Source organism: Paraburkholderia sp. SOS3, from assembly GCF_001922345.1.
Lineage (GTDB): Bacteria > Pseudomonadota > Gammaproteobacteria > Burkholderiales > Burkholderiaceae > Paraburkholderia.
Window position 1 is genome coordinate 2834271 of the sequence record NZ_CP018811.1, and the last position, 18918, is coordinate 2853188.

Annotated in this window: 15 protein-coding genes and 1 pseudogene; 7 read left to right on the forward strand and 9 right to left on the reverse strand. The window is 64.8% G+C overall.

Annotated features, from left to right (window positions below; translation table 11 throughout):
* Positions 1-4: 4 nt before the first annotated feature.
* The 3 genes and pseudogenes from pbpC (at position 5) to BTO02_RS12660 (ending at position 3817) form a co-directional block, all read left to right on the forward strand.
* Complete coding sequence (pbpC, locus tag BTO02_RS12650) at positions 5-2461, forward strand: penicillin-binding protein 1C (RefSeq protein ID WP_083615103.1); 2457 nt, start codon at positions 5-7, stop codon at positions 2459-2461.
* 208 nt (positions 2462-2669) lie between these two features.
* A pseudogene (locus BTO02_RS12655) lies at positions 2670-3134 on the forward strand (ComEA family DNA-binding protein); the annotation flags it as partial.
* Positions 3135-3376: 242 nt separating this feature from the next.
* Positions 3377-3817, forward strand: a complete 441-nt coding sequence (locus BTO02_RS12660) for a YidB family protein (protein WP_075157324.1) — start codon at positions 3377-3379, stop codon at positions 3815-3817.
* Positions 3818-3889: 72 nt separating this feature from the next.
* Here the strand turns inward: BTO02_RS12660 and BTO02_RS12665 are convergent, their stop codons facing one another.
* The 3 genes from BTO02_RS12665 to BTO02_RS12675 form a co-directional block, all read right to left on the reverse strand.
* A complete protein-coding gene (locus tag BTO02_RS12665; RefSeq protein WP_075157325.1) occupies positions 3890-4990 on the reverse strand; it encodes a hypothetical protein in 1101 nt (366 codons plus the stop codon).
* 153 nt (positions 4991-5143) lie between these two features.
* Positions 5144-7741 (reverse strand): ATP-dependent chaperone ClpB, encoded by a 2598-nt coding sequence (gene clpB, locus BTO02_RS12670; RefSeq protein WP_075157326.1) that lies wholly within the window; start codon positions 7739-7741, stop codon positions 5144-5146.
* A gap of 219 nt (positions 7742-7960) precedes the next feature.
* On the reverse strand, positions 7961-8452 hold the full coding sequence (locus BTO02_RS12675) for an Rrf2 family transcriptional regulator (protein WP_075157327.1): 492 nt from the start codon (positions 8450-8452) through the stop codon (positions 7961-7963).
* A gap of 276 nt (positions 8453-8728) precedes the next feature.
* Between BTO02_RS12675 and BTO02_RS12680 the strand changes: the two genes are divergently transcribed.
* On the forward strand, positions 8729-9295 hold the full coding sequence (locus BTO02_RS12680; protein ID WP_075157328.1) for a group III truncated hemoglobin: 567 nt from the start codon (positions 8729-8731) through the stop codon (positions 9293-9295).
* 108 nt (positions 9296-9403) lie between these two features.
* On the opposite strand, the gene moaE is transcribed toward BTO02_RS12680, so the two are convergent.
* From moaE to BTO02_RS12710, 6 genes are all read right to left on the reverse strand, one after another.
* Positions 9404-9880, reverse strand: a complete 477-nt coding sequence (gene moaE, locus BTO02_RS12685; RefSeq protein WP_075157329.1) for a molybdopterin synthase catalytic subunit MoaE — start codon at positions 9878-9880, stop codon at positions 9404-9406.
* Between the two features lie 10 nt (positions 9881-9890).
* Positions 9891-10148, reverse strand: a complete 258-nt coding sequence (gene moaD / locus BTO02_RS12690; protein WP_075157330.1) for a molybdopterin converting factor subunit 1 — start codon at positions 10146-10148, stop codon at positions 9891-9893.
* A 37-nt stretch (positions 10149-10185) separates the two neighbouring features.
* Positions 10186-11499, reverse strand: a complete 1314-nt coding sequence (locus BTO02_RS12695; protein ID WP_198039140.1) for a molybdopterin molybdotransferase MoeA — start codon at positions 11497-11499, stop codon at positions 10186-10188.
* Between the two features lie 50 nt (positions 11500-11549).
* Positions 11550-13013 (reverse strand): threonine synthase, encoded by a 1464-nt coding sequence (thrC, locus tag BTO02_RS12700; protein ID WP_075157332.1) that lies wholly within the window; start codon positions 13011-13013, stop codon positions 11550-11552.
* 19 nt (positions 13014-13032) lie between these two features.
* A complete protein-coding gene (locus tag BTO02_RS12705; protein WP_075157333.1) occupies positions 13033-14376 on the reverse strand; it encodes a homoserine dehydrogenase in 1344 nt (447 codons plus the stop codon).
* 71 nt (positions 14377-14447) lie between these two features.
* Entirely contained in the window at positions 14448-15686 is a 1239-nt protein-coding gene (locus BTO02_RS12710; protein ID WP_198039141.1) for a pyridoxal phosphate-dependent aminotransferase, read from the reverse strand.
* Positions 15687-16034: 348 nt separating this feature from the next.
* Between BTO02_RS12710 and BTO02_RS12715 the strand changes: the two genes are divergently transcribed.
* The 3 genes from BTO02_RS12715 (at position 16035) to BTO02_RS12725 (ending at position 18880) form a co-directional block, all read left to right on the forward strand.
* The gene (locus BTO02_RS12715) at positions 16035-16409 is read left to right on the forward strand and encodes an Mth938-like domain-containing protein (RefSeq protein ID WP_075157334.1); all 375 of its coding nucleotides are present in this window, start codon (positions 16035-16037) and stop codon (positions 16407-16409) included.
* Between the two features lie 318 nt (positions 16410-16727).
* Positions 16728-18488, forward strand: coding sequence for a glycosyltransferase family 39 protein (locus BTO02_RS12720; protein WP_075157335.1), 1761 nt, complete (start codon positions 16728-16730; stop codon positions 18486-18488).
* Between the two features lie 20 nt (positions 18489-18508).
* The gene (locus BTO02_RS12725) at positions 18509-18880 is read left to right on the forward strand and encodes a DMT family transporter (protein WP_075157336.1); all 372 of its coding nucleotides are present in this window, start codon (positions 18509-18511) and stop codon (positions 18878-18880) included.
* The last annotated feature ends 38 nt before the right edge of the window (positions 18881-18918 follow it).

Below are 18918 nucleotides of genomic sequence, written 5' to 3' on the forward strand. Positions count from 1 at the left end.
CATCATGCGCCGCGCGCCCAGCTCGCTACGAACCCGACCCGCGCAGGCACGCGCACTCGCGCGCGCGGCGGTTGCATGCGCAACCTTATTCGCGACGCTGACGCCGCTCGCCGCTTACGCCATGCCGGCATTCGACGATGTGCGCGCGCAATGGCGCAGCTCCGACTGGCTGCTGTTATCGCGCGAGGGCGAACCGCTGCAGCGCACGCGCATCGATCTGAGCGAGCGGCGCGGCGAATGGGTCGCGCTCGCCGATGTTTCGCCGGCGCTGCGCGAAGCGATCGTCGTATCCGAAGACAAACGCTTCTACGCGCACAGCGGTGTCGACTGGCGCGGCGCGGCCGCAGCGGCCTGGGGCAACTTGTGGAATACGCGCACGCGCGGCGCGTCGACGGTGACAATGCAATTATCAGGGCTCCTCGACGACGACCCGCGACGCTCGGGGCAACGCTCGCTCGTGCAGAAGGCCGGCCAGGCCTTCGACGCGTTGCGTCTCGAACGCAGCTGGCGCAAGGATCAGATCCTCGAGGCCTATCTGAATCTCGTGCCGCTGCGCGGCGAGACGGTCGGATTGTCCGCGCTCTCGCTCACGCTGTTCGGCAAGGCGCCCTCGGGCCTCGACGATCGCGAGGCCGCTGTGGCCGCGGCGCTCGTGCGCGCGCCGAATGCACCGTATCCGAAGGTCGCCGCGCGCGCGTGCCGGATCCTGCGCGACATGCAGGCGGCCGCGCGCTGCGCGAATCTCGACAGCTTCGTGCAACTCGCGTTCGCGCGCCCTGCCCCGGCGTTGCTGAGCACGTCGCCCGCCGCCGAATCGCTTGCGCCGCATTTCGCACGCCGCGTCGCAAATGAAGTGCATCCGGCCGCCGGTGCGCGCGTGCGCTCGACCCTCGACGCGAACCTGCAGCGCTTCGCGCGCGATACGCTCACGCGTACGCTCGCGGAGCTGAATGCGCGCGCACACGCGCGCAACGTGCACGACGGTGCGGTCGTCGTGCTCGACAACGTGAGCGGCAACGTACTGGCGTGGGTCGGCTCATCCGGCAATCTGTCGGCCGCACCGGACGTCGATGCGGTACTCGCGCGCCGTCAGGCCGGCTCGACGTTAAAACCGTTTCTGTACGCCGAGGCCATCGACGAGCGCCGCGTAACGACCGCGACGCTGCTCGACGATGCGCCGCTCGATCTGCCGGCGGGCGGCGGCCTCTACATTCCGCAGAACTACGATAAGGGCTTCAAGGGCTGGGTCAGCGTGCGCACCGCGCTCGGGTCGTCGCTGAATGTGCCCGCGGTACGCACGCTCGTGATGGTCACGCCGCATCGCTTTGCCGATACGCTCGTCGCGCTCGGGCTGCCGCTCGAGCAAAGCGGCGACTACTACGGCTACAGCCTCGCGCTCGGCAGCGCGGACGTCACGCTGCTGTCGCTGACCAACGCATATCGCGCGCTCGCCAACGGCGGCATGGTGTCGCCAACCGCGGATCTCGCGATGCGGTCAAGCGCGGCGCGCGCCAACGACACCGCGTTCGCAATGCGGCGCGTATTCAGCGCCGACGCGAGCTTTATCGTGACGTCGGTGCTGTCCGACAACAATGCGCGCACGCGCACGTTCGGCTTCGACAGTCCACTCGCGACACGCTTCTTCTCCGCCGTCAAAACCGGCACGAGCAAAGACATGCGCGACAACTGGACGATCGGCTTCACGTCGCGCTATACGATCGGCGTCTGGGTCGGCAATGCCGACGGCACGCCGATGTGGGACGTATCGGGCGTAACGGGTGCAGCGCCCGTCTGGGCCGCCGTCGCCGGTTATCTGCATCGGCGCGTGGCCAGTACGCCGCCCGCGGCCCCCGCGGGCGTGATCCGCACCCGTGTGACGTTCGAGCAGGCGCTCGAACCCGCGCGTGACGAATGGTTTCTGCGCGGCACGCAAATGCCGACGGTCGCGCTGTCGGCGGGCGCGCGCGGCGACGAAGCAGCGAACCCGCTCATGGCGCCGCTCGTGCAGCGAGGCACAGCGGCCGGTGCGACAAGAACGGCGATAACCGCGGCAACACGATCGACCGCCGCGATTGTCGCCACCCCCTCGCCCGCTGCCGCGCCCCGCATCGGCGCACCGGCCGACGGCACGCTGTTCGCACTCGACCCCGACATTCCGCCCGCGAACCAGCGCATTGCGTTCGAACGCGCAAACGGCACGTCCGCGCATAGCGTATGGCAGCTCGACGGCAAGCGGCTCGGCGATGCGCAGCGCGTAATGTGGCCGCCGTGGCCAGGGCGTCACACGCTCGAACTCGTCGACGCAAACGGACGCATCGCCGACAGCGTGCGCTTCGAGGTGCGCGGCGCGACCGCGCGCGCGGCGAGTGCGCGCGACGCCGCCGGCCATCCGCGCACATCGGCCGCCGCATCGGGCCATCCATCTTCCGCAACGCCTGCCGCTGAACCATTGCGCAGATGATTCGAACTGCATGGCCCGTGCGAAGCGAAACCTGACGGCGCGAAGCAGCCGCCGACGCACACGACCCGCACCCAATCGTCCAATGGCACGACGAATCAACGGTTTTCGCAATCGTGCCGCACAAAGTGTCCTATGCTTGAGTCGCAGTGCTTGCTGACTGCATGCGCGGTCCGTTCCCGGCCTTGTTGCCCTCAATGGAGTGCTTGCCATGTTGAAGAAGCTCTGGATGCTGTGCGTTGCGCTGGCTTTCGTGCTGTGCGCGGGCCTCGCCGCTGCGGTCGAGGTCAACACGGCCGATCAGGCCGCGCTCGAATCGGTGAAGGGTATCGGGCCCGTCCATGCGAAGGCGATCATCGACGAGCGCACGAAAAACGGCCCGTTCAAGGATGCCGACGATCTCGCGGCTCGCGTCAAGGGCATCGGCACAAAGTCGGTGAAGAATCTCGAAGCAGCGGGTCTGACAATCAACGGATCGGGCGCGCCGCCGACAGGCGCGGCACGGTCCTCATCGAAGTCGGCATCGAAGTCGACGAAGTCCGCACCGCCCTCTGCCGCGACCACGCCCCAGGCGCCTGCCGCCGATGCGCCCGCGGCCGCATCGGGTGGCAAAGCATCGAAATCGAAGAAGAAGAACAAGGCCGCCGCATCGGCGCCTGCGGCGTCGTCGGGCGCCTGACCCAAACCCGTGTTTCGGCTCGCAATCGTCTTTTACGATTGACGTGACGCGCACGTGTACGCTGTCGTTTCCCGGTGGCAAGCGTCGCAGTCCTGACGTTGCCCGTATGTCCACCGCCGCTGCACCGGTCGTTGCCCGTACAACGACCTTTGCCGGCACTTTCCGTGCCGCGCGATGCTCGCGGCGTTATCCCCCACAACCGGTCGCATGGCGCGCACCGGCCCTCAGGAGAGACAGTCATGAGCCTACTCGATACGATCGGTTCGATGTTCGGCAATTCGCCGCAAGGCGGCGGAAGTCAGCAGGCGCTCGTTGCAAGCGTGCTCGAATTCATCAACAACCAGCCTGGCGGTCTGAACGGCCTGATCCAGCGCTTCCGGGAGAATGGCGCCGGCGAGATCATCGGTTCATGGATCAGCACCGGCGAAAACCAGGCGGTCAGCGCCGACACGCTGCACAACGTGCTCGGTTCGGAAACCGTCACGAATCTGGCGGCAAAAACGGGCGTCGAGCCCGAGCAGGTTACGGGACTGCTGTCGCAAATCCTGCCGCACGTCGTCAATGCCGCGACGCCGAACGGCGAAGTACCCGCCGACGGCAAGATCGAACCGGCGAACCTGTCGGGCGCGCTCGGCGCATTGAGCGCGTTGTCGGGATTGTTCGGCAACAAAAACGCCTGACGTGTCCCGTCGCGCCGTCGTGCGTGGCCGGGGCGGCGGCGCCGAAACCGCGCGCGCCGCCCGGCCACGCGCTCATCTCGGCGCTTGCCATTGTCGCCAGCGCTCCAACGCGTCCAGTTCGAGATCGACTTTCAAACGTTCCGCTACCAGTTGCTGAATCCGCTCGGCGTTCTGATCCTGCTCCTGTAGCAAGACCCTGCGGTCCTCGCTCAAGCGCATTGCGTCGTTCCGGGCGACCATCCAACGTTGCTGCAGCATCGGCCGCACCGCTTCCACCGCGGGCAAATGGCGCATCGCGATCAGATCGCCTGCGTTTGCGGCACGCCTCAACTGCTCGATGTCGCGCCCGGTGGTCCTGCCGGCGTCCGCGAATGCCCGCGCAATCCGGTTCCAGACAAAGCCATGCTGCTTGACCGCGTACTGCCGGCCATGTATGTCGGCATCGAGCGCGCGGCCATGCTCGATCTGCTGATCAAGCCATCGCCGCCGCTCCCACAGCATGGGCTCGCGGTCGGGCCGCGCCATGGCGACCGGTTCGCGGCCATAAGCCGGTGCGAGGTCCACCCGCCATTGGGTCGCATAGGGCTCGAAACGCTGCCGCGGGGTCGGCAACAATCCTTGCCCTGTGTTCCGTCGTTGAGGCATCGACTGCGCCTGCGCTGCGAATGCGGCGGCGAAATCGCGGCTATCGATCGCCCGCGATCGAGGATACGGATGAAAGCGCACCCCCGCAGACGCTGCGTCATAGCCTTGGCCGACGAAATCGGGTCCGGGCATCGAACCCGGCGCGCGCGCATTGTTGCGGTCTGCGGATATCGGCCTGTCGCCACGGTCCGCGGCCGGTCCCGACGAAGCCGGAAACGCTCGCCCGTCCTCGATGAAAAACCGCATCCCGTTGCTGCGGTCGATGAAAATTCCCGGCGTTTCCGACGACTCGTATTCGGATGGAGGCGCGGACAAAGCGCGAGCGGTGGGCGGCCTTGACTGCCCGGCGAACGGCGGCTGCGTCCGCGGAAAAGGCACATAAGGCGTGGAAACACGCGCACGCGCGCCGCTGCGCACGTTTGCGCCCGGCGCACGCACGACAGCGGGCGGGCGCGTATCGACAGGCACATTCGCGGGGCGCGCTTCGGGCGCCCGGATCGTGTTCGGATGCATCGGCAACGGGTACATAGCACATCTCCATTCGTCGCATGCATAGATGCTAGAGACGCGCTACCGCACGGGTGCAATGCTTATTCATGAGCGGCAAAAAAAAGCGGACAACGAATTGCTTCGTTGTCCGCTTGACCTGCGCGCGGCGAGTACCGCTCGCCGAACGTGCGATCAGTGTACGACGCGCTCGAACACGAGCTTGCCGTTACGCACGTCGACCGGAATCACATCCTTCGGTCCGAACTTGCCCGCGAGAATCAGCTTCGCGACCGGGTTCTCGATCTCCTGCTGGATTGCACGCTTCAGCGGCCGCGCCCCGAACAGCGGATCGTAGCCGACCTTGCCGATCAGCTCGAGCGCCTCGTCGGAAACGACGAGCTGCATATCGAGCTTCGCGAGCCGGTCATGCACACGCTCGAGCTGGATCTTCGCGATCGACTCGATGTTCGAGCGGTCGAGCGCATGGAACACGACGACGTCGTCGATCCGGTTCAGGAACTCAGGCCTGAAGTGCAGCTTCACCTCTTCCCATACCGCATCCTTCACCGCATCCTGCGGCTCGCCGACCATCGACTGAATGACCTGCGAGCCGAGGTTCGACGTCATCACGATCACCGTGTTCTTGAAGTCGACGGTGCGGCCCTGGCCATCGGTCATGCGGCCGTCGTCGAGCACCTGCAGCAGCACGTTGAACACGTCCGGATGCGCCTTCTCGATCTCGTCGAGCAGGATCACGCTGTACGGCTTGCGCCGCACTGCTTCGGTCAGGTAACCGCCTTCCTCGTAGCCGACATAACCGGGCGGCGCGCCAATGAGCCGCGCGACGCTGTGCTTCTCCATGAATTCGCTCATGTCGATGCGGATCAGATGCTCTTCCGAATCGAACAGGAACGAAGCGAGCGCCTTGCACACCTCGGTCTTGCCGACGCCCGTCGGCCCGAGAAACAGGAACGAGCCGTACGGACGGTTCGGATCCGACAGGCCCGCGCGCGACCGGCGGATCGCATCGGCGACCGCGCTGATCGCTTCGTCCTGACCCACCACGCGCTGATGCAGTTTCTCTTCGATCTGCAGCAGCTTTTCGCGCTCGCCCTGCATCATGCGCGCGACCGGGATGCCCGTTGCACGCGACACGACTTCCGCGATTTCCTCCGCGCCGACCTGCGTGCGCAACAGACGCGGACGCGTCGGATTGTTCTGCTCCTGCGCTTCGGCCTGCGTGACCTGCTTCAGGCGCTGCTCGAGCTGCGGCAGCTTGCCGTACTGCAGCTCGGCAACCTTCTCGAGCTTGCCTTCGCGTTGCAGCCGCGCGATTTCGGCACGCGTTTTCTCGATCTCTTCCTTGAGCTGTGCTCCGCCTTGCACCGCGGCCTTTTCAGCGGTCCAGATTTCTTCGAGATCCGAATATTTGCGGTCGAGCTGCTCGATTTCTTCCTCGATCAGCTGGAGGCGTTTCTGCGACGCTTCGTCCTTCTCCTTCTTCACCGCTTCGCGTTCGATTTTCAGCTGGATGCGGCGCCGATCGAGCCGGTCCATTTCTTCGGGCTTCGAATCGATCTCCATCTTGATCTTCGACGCGGCTTCGTCGATCAGGTCGATCGCCTTGTCCGGCAGGAAACGGTCGGTGATGTAGCGATGCGACAGCTCCGCGGCCGCGACGATGGCCGGGTCCGTGATATCGACGCCGTGGTGCAGCTCATAACGCTCCTGCAAGCCGCGCAGAATCGCGATGGTCGCCTCGACGCTCGGCTCGTCGACGAGCACCTTCTGGAAACGCCGCTCGAGCGCCGCATCCTTTTCGATGTACTTGCGGTATTCGTCGAGCGTCGTCGCGCCGACGCAATGCAGTTCGCCGCGGGACAGCGCCGGCTTCAGCATGTTGCCCGCGTCCATCGCGCCTTCGGCTTTGCCCGCGCCGACCATCGTGTGGATTTCGTCGATAAAGACGATGGTCTGGCCTTCGTCCTTCGCGATGTCGTTGAGCACGGCCTTCAGGCGCTCCTCGAATTCGCCGCGATACTTGGCGCCCGCGAGCAGCGCCGCCATGTCGAGCGACAGCACGCGCTTGCCCTTCAATGTTTCCGGCACTTCGCCGTTGACGATGCGCTGCGCGAGCCCTTCGACGATCGCCGTCTTGCCGACGCCCGGTTCGCCGATCAGCACCGGATTGTTCTTCGTGCGGCGCTGCAGGATCTGGATCGAGCGGCGGATTTCATCGTCGCGGCCGATCACGGGGTCGAGCTTGCCGGCGCGCGCGCGCTCGGTCAGATCGATCGTGTATTTCTTCAACGCTTCGCGCTGGCTCTCGGCATCCTGGCTGTGCACCTGCGAGCCGCCGCGCACGGCGACGATCGCCGCTTCGAGCGATTTGCGCGTGAGCCCATGTTCGCGCGCGAGACGGCCGGCCTCGCCTTTGTCGTCGGCGACGGCAAGCAGGAACATCTCGCTCGCGATGTACGTGTCGTTGAGCTTTTGCGCTTCCTTGTCGGCCTGGTTCAACAGGCCCGTCAGTTCGCGGCCGATCTGCACGTTGCCGTCGGTGCCCTGCACCTGCGGCAAGCGCGCGATCGCGTCGTTCAGTGCGCTTTGCAGCGCCTGCGCATGCACACCTGCTCGCGACAGCAGCGAGCGCGCCGAACCATCGGGCTGCGCGACGAGCGCCGCGAGCAGGTGAACAGGCTCGATGTATTGATTGTCATGGCCGACCGCAAGGCTTTGCGCGTCCGCCAGCGCTTCCTGGAATTTGGTGGTGAGTTTGTCGATTCTCACAAGAGACCTCCAATTTCGAATGTCACCAAAGTGAGGGAGGTTATTCGCGTTTCAAGCGGTTTTTTGCGCCGGGAGATAACAATTCGCCCAATTGGTCGGGCCGACGGCGCTAATCCGCCCGCCGACTGCGTGCGCGCGGGCTTCGCGCCGCCGCGGACGCCGTACGGACAGCATGCGGCCTGACGCCGCGTCGGGTGCGGCGAGGCGCCGCGCCCGCACTTATACGTCGGGAGAGACCGGGACGATCGACGCGACCGGCATCGCGGCAGGCATCAGACCCAGCAATCTTAGCAACGGGTCGCTCGGCTGGGCGATATCGCGGATCGTGTGGCGGTCGAGTTCGGCGAAAAACGCGTCGCGCGCGCTTTCGAACACGCCCTTCAGGCGGCAATGAGAGCGGATCGTACAGTCGCGATGCGCGCCTTCGCCGTCGGGCAGGCAGGCGACGAACGCGAAGTCGTTCTCGGCCGCGCGCACCACCTCGCCGACCGTCAACTCCGACGAGTGCTCGTACAGCCGCAGCCCGCCGTTGCGTCCGCGCACCGTCTCGACCCAGCCGAGCTCAGCGAGCCGCTGGACGACTTTCATCAGATGATTTTTGGAGATTCCGTACGAGTCGGAAATGTCCTGGATCGTTGCAAGTCCCTGAGGACGTACGGCGAGGTACAGCAGCACACGCAACGAGTAGTCGGTATAGTCTGTCAGTCTCATGTATGCCAAGTCGCGATCGGCGAAGGCGGGGCCGCACAAAAGTCGGGACTCGTCCTTTCCAAGGTTGCCGTGAACGCTGTTCATCGCATGCTGGGTCGCACGTCTGATTGCAATAAGATGCTTGCATTGCGCATCTTATTGCTGCGTTTGTCGTGTTATTTCGCGTAACTATAAACGTTATGGTTTCTTTGCATGCGGACTTTTTTACAAGTTTGATGATGTCTTTTTGCATTTGACCGCCCGGTCTTTGTCGACCGGCTTACTTGCGAACGTTGAATGAATCCGTCTTTCGAGCCTGCCGCGGCCGTCGTGCGGCAATCCGAAGCAACTGAAGCGAATATCCGCGAGCTCGTCTACGCGTTCTACGAGCGCGTGCGCGCGGATGCGCTGCTCGGGCCCGTATTCGAGCAGAAGATCGCGGGCCGCTGGGACGAGCATCTGCCGAAGATGTGCCTGTTCTGGGGCAGCCTCGTACTCGGCTCGAAGCAGTACCGGGGCAATGTGCAGCAGAAGCATGAGCCGCTCGAAGGCATCGAGCCGCGGCACTTCAGCCGGTGGCTCTACCTGTTTCTCGACACCGTCGAAGCGCGTTACGCGCCTGCGGCGGCCGTGCGCTTCATGGAACCGGCGCTGCGTATCGCGCAGAGCCTGCAATTGAGCAAGTTCGGGTGGGACTACGAAATTCCCGCCGAGCAAAAGGCGTTGCTCGAGCGCGTGGCGCCGAGGCGGCCGAAAAAGGAAGGCGATGCATCGCATGCGCATGATGCGGACGCTTTGCCAGCGCGGCCGCGCGGCGAGCCGTTTCCGGCGAAGTTCGTCGGACGCGGACGGGACGACCGGTAAGCGCGCCGCCGGCGCCGCGTCCGCGCGAGGCGCAGTTCAACTGTTCAGCCGCTCGACTGTTCAGCCACTCAAACAGCGCCGCGCCAGCAAAGCGCGCCGCCGGACGCGTCATTCCGGTTTCGCGTTACCGGAGTCCAAACCCCATCGCTCGAGCGCCTTATCGTCGGTAACGCGCGCATCGACCCAGCGCTCGCCGTGTTCGGTCTTTTCTTTCTTCCAGAACGGCGCGTGGGTCTTCAGATAATCCATCACGAACTCGCACGAGGCGAACGCGTTGCCGCGATGCGCGGACGTCGTTGCGACGAGCACGATCTGATCGAGCGGATAAAGCTTGCCGACGCGATGCACGATCAGCACGTCGGTGCCGGGCCAGCGTTCGCACGCGGCGTCGACGATGCCTTCGAGCGACTTCTCGGTCATGCCCGGGTAGTGTTCGAGTTCCATCGTCTCGACCGTGCTGCCTTCGTTCAGATCGCGCACCGTGCCGATAAAGCATGCGACGGCGCCGACTTTCGGATTTTGCGCGCGCAGCGCGGCCAGCTCGGTCGAGACGTCGAAGTCTTCGGTCTGAACGCGTACCGTCATGGTTCGACCCCTAGCCGCCGGTAACCGGCGGGAAAAACGCAACTTCGCAGCCGTCGGTGATGCGCGTGCCCGCATCGGTCATCACATGATTGCAGGCCATGCGCAAGGCGCGCCCTTCGGCAAGCGTATCGGCCCAGATGCCGCCGCGCACGCGCAACCATGCGCGCACGTCGCCGACGGTCGCGACCTCGGCCGGCACGTCGACCGCCTCGTCGGACAGGCCAAGCGCTTCGCGTACGCTTGCAAAATATTTGAGCTGGATTTTCATCGGCGGCTTCGATTGAGTCGTGACAGGCTTCGCGACGCTAGTTCAGCAGTTCGGAAAACGGAATGAAGCGCACGGTCTCGCCGGCACTGATCGCATGATTCGGCGGATTGTCGATGAGCCCATCGCCCCATACCGTCGACGTCAGTACCGCCGAACTCTGGTTTGGAAACAGGTCGAGACCGCCGGCCGCGTTGACGCGCGCACGCAGAAACTCGTTGCGGCGATCGGCCTTGTGCTGCGTGAAATCGGCGCGCAGCGACAGCGCACGCGGTGCGACCGTGCGCACGCCGGCCAGACGCAGCACGAACGGCCGCACGAATAGCAGAAACGTCGCGAAGCTCGAGACCGGGTTGCCGGGCAGACCGATAAAGAACGTTTCGGCGCGTGCGGTGGACGTGCTTGCCGTGCTGGCCGCGTCACCGGCGCTGCTGCCGGCATGAGCGGCGTCGCCCGCGGCGGTACGCCGCACAGCGCCGAATGCGAGCGGCTTGCCCGGCTTCATCGCGATCTGCCACATCGACAACCGCCCTTCCGCCTCGACGGCCGGCTTCACGTGATCTTCCTCGCCGACCGACACGCCGCCGCAGGTCAGGATCAGATCGTGCTCGCGCGCCGCATCGCGCAGCGTCGCGCGCGTCGCATCGAGCCGGTCGGCCACGATGCCGTAGTCGGTCACGTCGCAGCCGAGTCTCTCGAGCAGCCCGCGCAGCGTGAAGCGGTTCGAGTTGTAGATCGCGCCCGGCTTCAACGGCTCGCCGGGCATCGTCAGTTCGTCGCCCGTGAAGAACACCGCGACTTTCACGCGGCGCTTCACGCGCAGTTCCGCGCAACCCACCGAGGCAGCGAGGCCGAGCGCTTGCGGCGTAAGGCGCGTGCCGGCCGGCAGAATCACCGCGCCGCGCCGGATATCGGCGCCTTGCTGCGTGATCCATTCGCCGGCCTTCGGCGTATGCAGCAGCGTGACGGCGTCGCCGGCGGCCTCGGTCTGCTCCTGCATGACGATCGCGTCGGCGCCGGGCGGCACGGTCGCGCCGGTGAAGATGCGCGCCGCCGTGCCCGCCGCCAGCGGCTGCGGCGCGTGACCGGCTGGAATGCGCTGCGATACAGGCAGGCGCCGGTCGCCATGCGCCAGGTCGGCCATGCGCACCGCGTAGCCATCCATCGAACTCGTGTGCATCGGCGGGACGTCGAGCGGCGAGATCACGTCGGCCGCGAGCACGCGGTTCAATGCGTCGAGCGTGGGCAAAGTTTCTTCGCCGTCGATCTGCACGGCGGCGCCGAGCAGAGTGGCGAGCGCATCGGCAGTCGACAGCATCGGGGCGCGAGGTGCGGCAGGCGTGGGTGTGGACATCGGTAGCGGGCGCGGGCGGGACGAAAGGTTATTTATTGTAGTGCGCGCGTCTATGACGCGACAGACCCGGCGACACGCTTCGCGACATACGCCTTCACACGTTCGGCATCGGCCGGCAGCACATCGAAGCGCTGCGGCAGCGCTTCGAGTCCGACAAATGCCGCGGGCCGCTCCGGCTCGCGCAACAGCGCCTCGCGGATCGTCTCGCCGAATTTGATCGGCTGCGCGGTCTCGAGCACGATCATCGGGATGCCGGCCTGCAGATGCTCGCGCGCAACCTTGAGGCCATCGGCCGTATGCGTGTCGATCATCGTGTCGTAGCGCTCGAACACATCGCGAATCGTCTCGACGCGGCTCGCATGCGTGCTGCTGCCCGACACGAAGCCGAATTCCTTGACGCGCGTGAAATCGCCGCTTGCCGCGAGATCGAAGCCGCCCTTTTCCTCGACATCGCGAAACAGCTGCAGCACGCGCGCCGGGTCGCGGCCGAGCAGATCGAACACGAAACGCTCGAAGTTCGACGCCTTCGAGATATCCATGCTCGGGCTGCTCGTGTGATACGTCTCGGCGGCCTTGCGCACGCGGTAGATGCCGGTGCGGAAAAACTCGTCGAGCACGTCGTTTTCGTTCGTCGCGACGACGAGCCTTTCGATCGGCAAGCCCATCATGCGCGCGATATGACCGGCGCACACATTGCCGAAATTGCCCGACGGCACGGTGAACGACACGCGCTCTTGATTCGACTTCGTCGCGGCAAAATAGCCCTTGAAGTAGTAGACGACCTGCGCCACCACGCGCGCCCAGTTGATCGAATTGACGGTGCCGATCTTCTGCGCGGCCTTGAACGCGTGATCGTTCGAGACGGCTTTCACGATGTCCTGGCAATCGTCGAACACACCTTCGACCGCGATATTGAAGATGTTCGGATCTTGCAGGCTGTACATCTGCGCCGTCTGGAACGCGCTCATTTTCCTGTGCGGCGACAGCATGAACACGCGAATGCCCTGCTTGCCGCGCATCGCGTATTCAGCCGCGCTGCCGGTGTCGCCCGAGGTCGCGCCGAGAATATTCAGCGTTTCGCCATGCTTCGCGAGCGTGTACTCGAACAGGTTGCCGAGCAGTTGCATCGCCATGTCCTTGAACGCGAGCGTCGGCCCGTTCGACAGCTCGAGCAGCGAAAGCGGCGCGCCGTCCTCGATGCCGAGCGTTTTGAGCGGCGTGATCTGCGCCGCCTGTTCGTCGTCGCGCACGTTGCAGTACGTTTGCGCGGTGTAGGTGCGGCGCGTCAGTTCGCGCAGGTCGTCGGCGGGAATGTCGTCGCTGAATTTCGACAGGATTTCGAACGCGAGGTCGGCATACGGCAGCGCGCGCCAGCGCGCCAGTTCCTCGGCCGACACGCGCGGGTACGAGGACGGCAGATACAGGCCGCCGTCTTTCGCAAGGCCGCCGAGCAGAATGTCGGAAAACGAATGGCGTTCGCCTGCCCCGGCGCCGCGCGTGGAAATGTAGTTCATGAGAGAAGTCCGCTCGAGTTCAGTTCAACGATTCCATACGCAGTTTCGTCACCTTCGAAACGACCGTGCGCAATGCCTCGATGTCTGCGATCGCCGCATTGACGTTCTTTTCGACCGTCTCGTGCGTGATCAGGATGATGTCCGTTTCGCCCTTGCCGTGATCGTCGACCTGCTCCGATTCCTTCTGCAGCAACGCGTCGATCGAAATGCCGGTGTTCGCGAGAATGCGCGTGATATCGGCCAGCACGCCGGTCACGTCGGCCACGCGCAGACGCAGGTAATAGCCGCTCGTCACTTCGTCGATCGGCAGGATCGGCGTGTCGGACAGCCGGTCGCGCTGGAACGCGAGATGCGGCACGCGATGCTCGGGATCGGCCGTATGCAGCCGCGTCACGTCGACGAGGTCCGCGACCACAGCCGAGGCCGTCGGCTCCGCGCCCGCACCCTTGCCATAGTAGAGCGTCGTGCCGACCGCATCGCCATGCACGACCACCGCATTCATCGCGCCTTCGACGTTCGCAAGCAGGCGCTTGGCGGGAATCAGCGTCGGATGCGTGCGCAGTTCGATGCCCTTGCCGGTGCGGCGCGCGATGCCGAGCAGCTTGATGCGGTAGCCAAGTTCCTCCGCATAACGGATGTCGATAGCCGCGAGCTTGCTGATGCCTTCGACGTAGGCCTTGTCGAACTGCACGGGCACGCCGAACGCGATCGCGCTCATGATCGTCGCCTTGTGCGCGGCGTCGACGCCTTCGATATCGAACGTCGGATCGGCTTCGGCATAGCCGAGCTCCTGCGCGGCCTTCAGCGCCGTGGCGAAATCGAGCCCGCGATCGCGCATCTCCGACAGAATGTAATTCGTCGTGCCGTTGATGATGCCCGCGATGTATTCGATGCGGTTCGCCGTGAGCCCTTCGCGCAGCGCCTTGATGATCGGGATGCCGCCCGCCACCGCCGCTTCGAACGCGACCATCACGCCGTTCTTGTGCGCGGCTTCGAAAATTTCCGTGCCGTGCACGGCGAGCAGCGCCTTGTTCGCCGTCACCACATGCTTGCGATTCGCGATCGCGCGCAACACGAGTTCGCGCGCGATGCCCGTGCCGCCGATCATCTCCGCGACGATGTCGATCGACGGATCGTCGACGACCGAGTTGAAGTCGTCGGTCACCGCCACGCCGGACGCATCGGCGCCATCCGCGTTGGCGAGCGCGCGCTTCGCTTTCTCGGGATTGCGCACCGCAAGGCGCGCAATCTCGATGTCGCGGCCGGCCCGCCGTTTGATTTCTTCCTGATTGCGGCGCAGCACCGTATAGGTGCCGCAGCCGACGGTGCCGAAGCCCAGCAGTCCAACTTTGATCGGTTCCATGCAGCGTGTGTGTTTCTAGTGAGAGTTTGAGGGAACGGGTAAGCGCAGGACCTGTATTTTAGGCCGCTACGTCAGGCCGCGTGCCGCTTCCGGTAGCCGTCGAGAAAGCGCGCGATGCGGTTGATCGAGTCCGCGAGGTCGTCGACGTTCGGCAGGAACACGACGCGGAAGTGGTCCGGCGCCTTCCAGTTGAAGCCCGTGCCCTGCACGAGCAGTACACGCTCCTCGAGCAGCAGGTCGAGGATGAATTGCTGGTCGTTGTGGATCGGATAGAGCTTCGGGTCGAGCCGCGGAAACATATAGAGCGCCGCTTCCGGTTTCACGCAGGTCACGCCCGGAATGGCGGTCAGCATGTCGTAGGCGAGTTCGCGCTGCCGGTAGAGCCGCCCGCCCGGCGCGATCAGTTCGTTGATGCTCTGGTAGCCGCCAAGCGCCGTCTGAATGGCGTACTGGCCCGGCACGTTCGGACACAGCCGCATCGACGAAAGAATACCGAGCCCCTCGAAATAGTCCTTCGCACGGCGCCGGTTGTCGCCGCCGAGGCCCGACACCCACATCCAGCCGGCGCGGTAGCCGCACGACCGGTAGCTCTTGGAAAGACTGTTGAACGTGACCGTCAGCACGTCTTCGGACAGCGACGCGATCGCCGTGTGCTCGCGGCCGTCGTAGACGATCTTGTCGTATACCTCGTCCGCGAAGATCACGAGACCGTGCTGGCGCGCGATGTCGATCAGTTCGAGCAGCAATTCGTTCGAATACAGCGCGCCGGTCGGGTTGTTCGGGTTGATCACGACGAGCGCGCGCGTGTTCGGCGTGATCTTCGCGCGGATGTCGTCCGGGTCCGGCATCCAGCGGTTCGATTCGTCGCAGATGTAGTGCACCGGCGTGCCGCCCGAGAGGCTTACGCCCGCGGTCCACAGCGGGTAATCGGGCGCCGGCAGCAGCACTTCGTCGCCGTCGTTGAGCAGGCCCTGCAGCGCCATCACGATCAGTTCGGAGGCGCCGTTGCCGATGTAGATATCGTCGAGTTCGACGCCGTGCACGCCCTTCTGCTGCGCGTAGTGCATGATCGCCTTGCGCGCCGCGAACACGCCTTTCGAATCGGAGTAACCGGACGATGTAGGCAGGTTCAGGATCATGTCCTGAATGATCTCGTCGGGGGCTTCGAAGCCAAACGGCGCGAGGTTGCCGATGTTCAGCTTGATGATGCGATGGCCTTCCTCTTCGAGCCGCTTCGCGTGTTCGAGAACGGGCCCGCGAATGTCGTAGCAGACATTGAGCAGCTTGTTGGATTTGAGTATGGGTTTCACGGCGGGTTTCTCGACGGGCACACGCGGCACTGACAACGCGCGCAACAAATAATGGAACGAACCGCAAAAACGCCCGGAACACGCGTGGAACAAACACGCAGGCTGGCAGCCAAACCGGATGAACGAGTGATTCAGGACGCCGTGCGCGGCTTGTTGATCTATCGATCGCGCTGACCGCGGGCCGCGTGCACAGCGCGAAGGGCCGCCGGGCGGCCAAAAAGCTATAATTTAGCGGATTTTGACCGACTTCCGCAATGCACCACTTGCGCGCAAGGCCCGCCGCCCGGGCGTCGCGTCGGGCATCAAGCGTGTTCGCCACCTATTCGTCGCAACTCACGGAATACCAGTTTGAAATTACACCAGGATTCGAGCGGTGCCCTCAATACCGTCACCGGTTACGGCGCCGACTACGTCGAAATCAATCTCGAACGTCATACCGGCAGCATCATCGTGTTGCCCGAACAACCGGTGATCGCATGGCCGGTTTCGTCGTTCGAGGACCTTGCCCCCGAGCATTTCGCGCTGCTGATCGGGCCGGCTCCCGAAGTCGTGATCTTCGGCAGCGGCGAACGGCTGCGCTTTCCTCATCCGCGGCTCACATCGGCGCTTGCGGCACAGCGCATCGGCGTCGAAACGATGGACTTCAAGGCGGCCTGCCGGACCTACAACATCCTGATGGCCGAAGGCCGCAAGGTCGCCGCCGCGCTTCTTATCGAGCAATAACGGCGCGCGCAGGTCGGCAGCGCCGCGCCGATCGAGTAAACTGCGCGGCGTTTCCCGAAGACGCACACCGCGACGCGCCGCGCGCGCAGCCTCGATGTGCGGCTCGATGTTCCGGCTTGACGCCGTTGTAAGGTGCGTCGATAAGGCTCCGTTAAGCTTCACCGCTGCATACTCACGGCGCGGCGCCGCGCGCAACGGCCGCCGGGACGTGCCGCGTAACAGAACGATGCGGCCCGGCCGCACCGGGGCAAGCGCCCCGGCAAGCATCGGGACCGGGCAAAAAAAGCATTAATCAGGCACCAAACAAGGTTGAAATCAATGAACGATACGCCTTCCAGGCTACCGCTCAATCGCACCGTCATTCTGCTGTTGCTGATCGCGCTCGCGCTTGTCTGGTTCGTGCCGCTCGACTGGCGCCATCTGCTGCCGAGCGACGAGGGCCGCTACGCCGAAATGGCGCGCGAGATGTTCGTTACCGGCGACTGGATCACGCCGCGCTACAACGGCTACAAGTACTTCGAGAAGCCGCCGCTGCAGACCTGGGCCAACGCGTTGACGTTCGCGTGGTTCGGGCTCGGCGAGTGGCAGGCGCGCCTGTATACGGCGCTCACCGGCTTCGCGGGCGTGCTGCTGATCGGCTTCACCGGCGCGCGCGTGTTCAACGCGGCCACCGGCGTCTTCGCGGCAATCGTGCTCGCATGTTCGCCGTACTGGTACCTGATGGGCCACTTCAACACGCTCGACATGGCCCTGTCGTTCTGGATGGAGCTGTCGCTCTGCGCGCTGCTGCTCGCGCAGCGCCCGGACCTGCCCACGCGTGCCGTGCGCGGCTGGATGTGGATGTGCTGGGCCGCGATGGCGCTCGCGGTACTGTCAAAGGGATTGGTCGGCATCATCCTGCCGGGCGCCGTGCTCGTGCTGTACACGCTCGTCGCGCGCGACTGGGCGATCTGGAGACGCCTTTACCTGGTCAGCGGGCTCATCGTGTTTTTCGCGATCGTCACGCCGTGGTTCGTGCTGGTCCAGCAACGCAACCCCGAGTTCTTCAACTTCTTTTTCGTGGTCCAGCAGTTCAGGCGTTATCTGACGCCCGAACAGAACCGCCCCGGCGCGTTCTACTACTTCGTACCGGTCATTCTGGTCGGGTTTCTGCCATGGCTGTCGGTCAGCGTGCAAAGCATGCGCCGCGCGCTGCAAACACCGCGCCAGGCGAATGGCTTCGCGCCGATCGTCATGCTGCTTGTCTGGTCGGCATTCATCTTCCTGTTCTTCAGCGCCTCGCATTCGAAGCTGCTGTCGTACACGCTGCCGATCGCGCCGGCGCTCGCGCTCGTGATCGGCATGTATTTGCCGCTCGTCACGAAGGCGCAATTTCACCGGCACCTCACGGGCTATGCGCTGTTGCTCGTCGTCGCCGCATTCGGCGCGGTGTTCCTGAGCCGCCTCGGCGACGATCGCAATCCGGCGGCGCTCTACATCGAGTTCCGCACATGGGTTTTCGCGGCGCTCGCAGTGGGGTTCGCGCTCACGCTCGCGGCCATCTGGATCAACCGCAAAAGTCGCCACGGCATTGTCGGCGCGACACTCGCGTACGGCGCCGCCTGGCTTCTGCTCGCCACGATCGCCGGCACCGGCCACGATGTGTTCGGCCGCCTCAGTTCGGGCGCGCCGCTTGCGCCGGCGGTACGCGCCGCGCTCGCGAAACTGCCGCCCGACACGCCGTTCTACTCGGTCGGCGTACTCGACCATACGATGCCGTTCTATGTGCGCCACACGATGATCATGGTCGAACACGGGGACGAATTGACGTTCGGCATCAGCGTCGAACCGCAAAAGTGGGTGCCGACGGTCGGCGAATGGATCAAGCGCTGGAACGCGGACCGCTATGCACTTGCGCTGCTGCCGCCCGACCGCTATGCCGATCTTGCGGCGCAGCATCTGCCGATGCAGGTCGTCGCGCGCGATGCGCGGCGGGTCATCGTCGAAAAACCCGTTGCCCAGGCGCAACCCGCCGCTGCACTACCGCATGCGCAGCAGGATGCGCAACCCGCGGCGCCAGCGTCCGGCGCCGCACCCTGACCTTCACGCCCACCCCCTCGATGAACCCGATCTCCCTCTTTTGCATTCTCGCGGGCGTCACGCTGAACGCGTGCGCGCAACTGCTGCTCAAGGCCGGCACGAATGCCGTTGGACACTTCGAATTCACCCGTGCGAACATCCTGCCCATCGGCTTCAGGCTGGCGACGCAATGGCCGATCATCGGCGGCCTGTGCTGCTATGTGGTGAGCGTCGTCGTGTGGATCGTCGGGCTGTCGCGCGTCGATGTCTCGATCGCCTATCCGATGCTCTCGCTCGGCTACGTGCTGAACGCCGTCGCCGCGTGGTACCTGTTCGGCGAAGTGCTGTCGGTCCAGCGCCTCGTCGGGATCGGCATCATTCTGGTCGGCGTGTTCGTGCTGGCGCGCAGCTAGCAAGCCGGTGCGAGGCAGTACGGCGGGTGCTTCGGCGC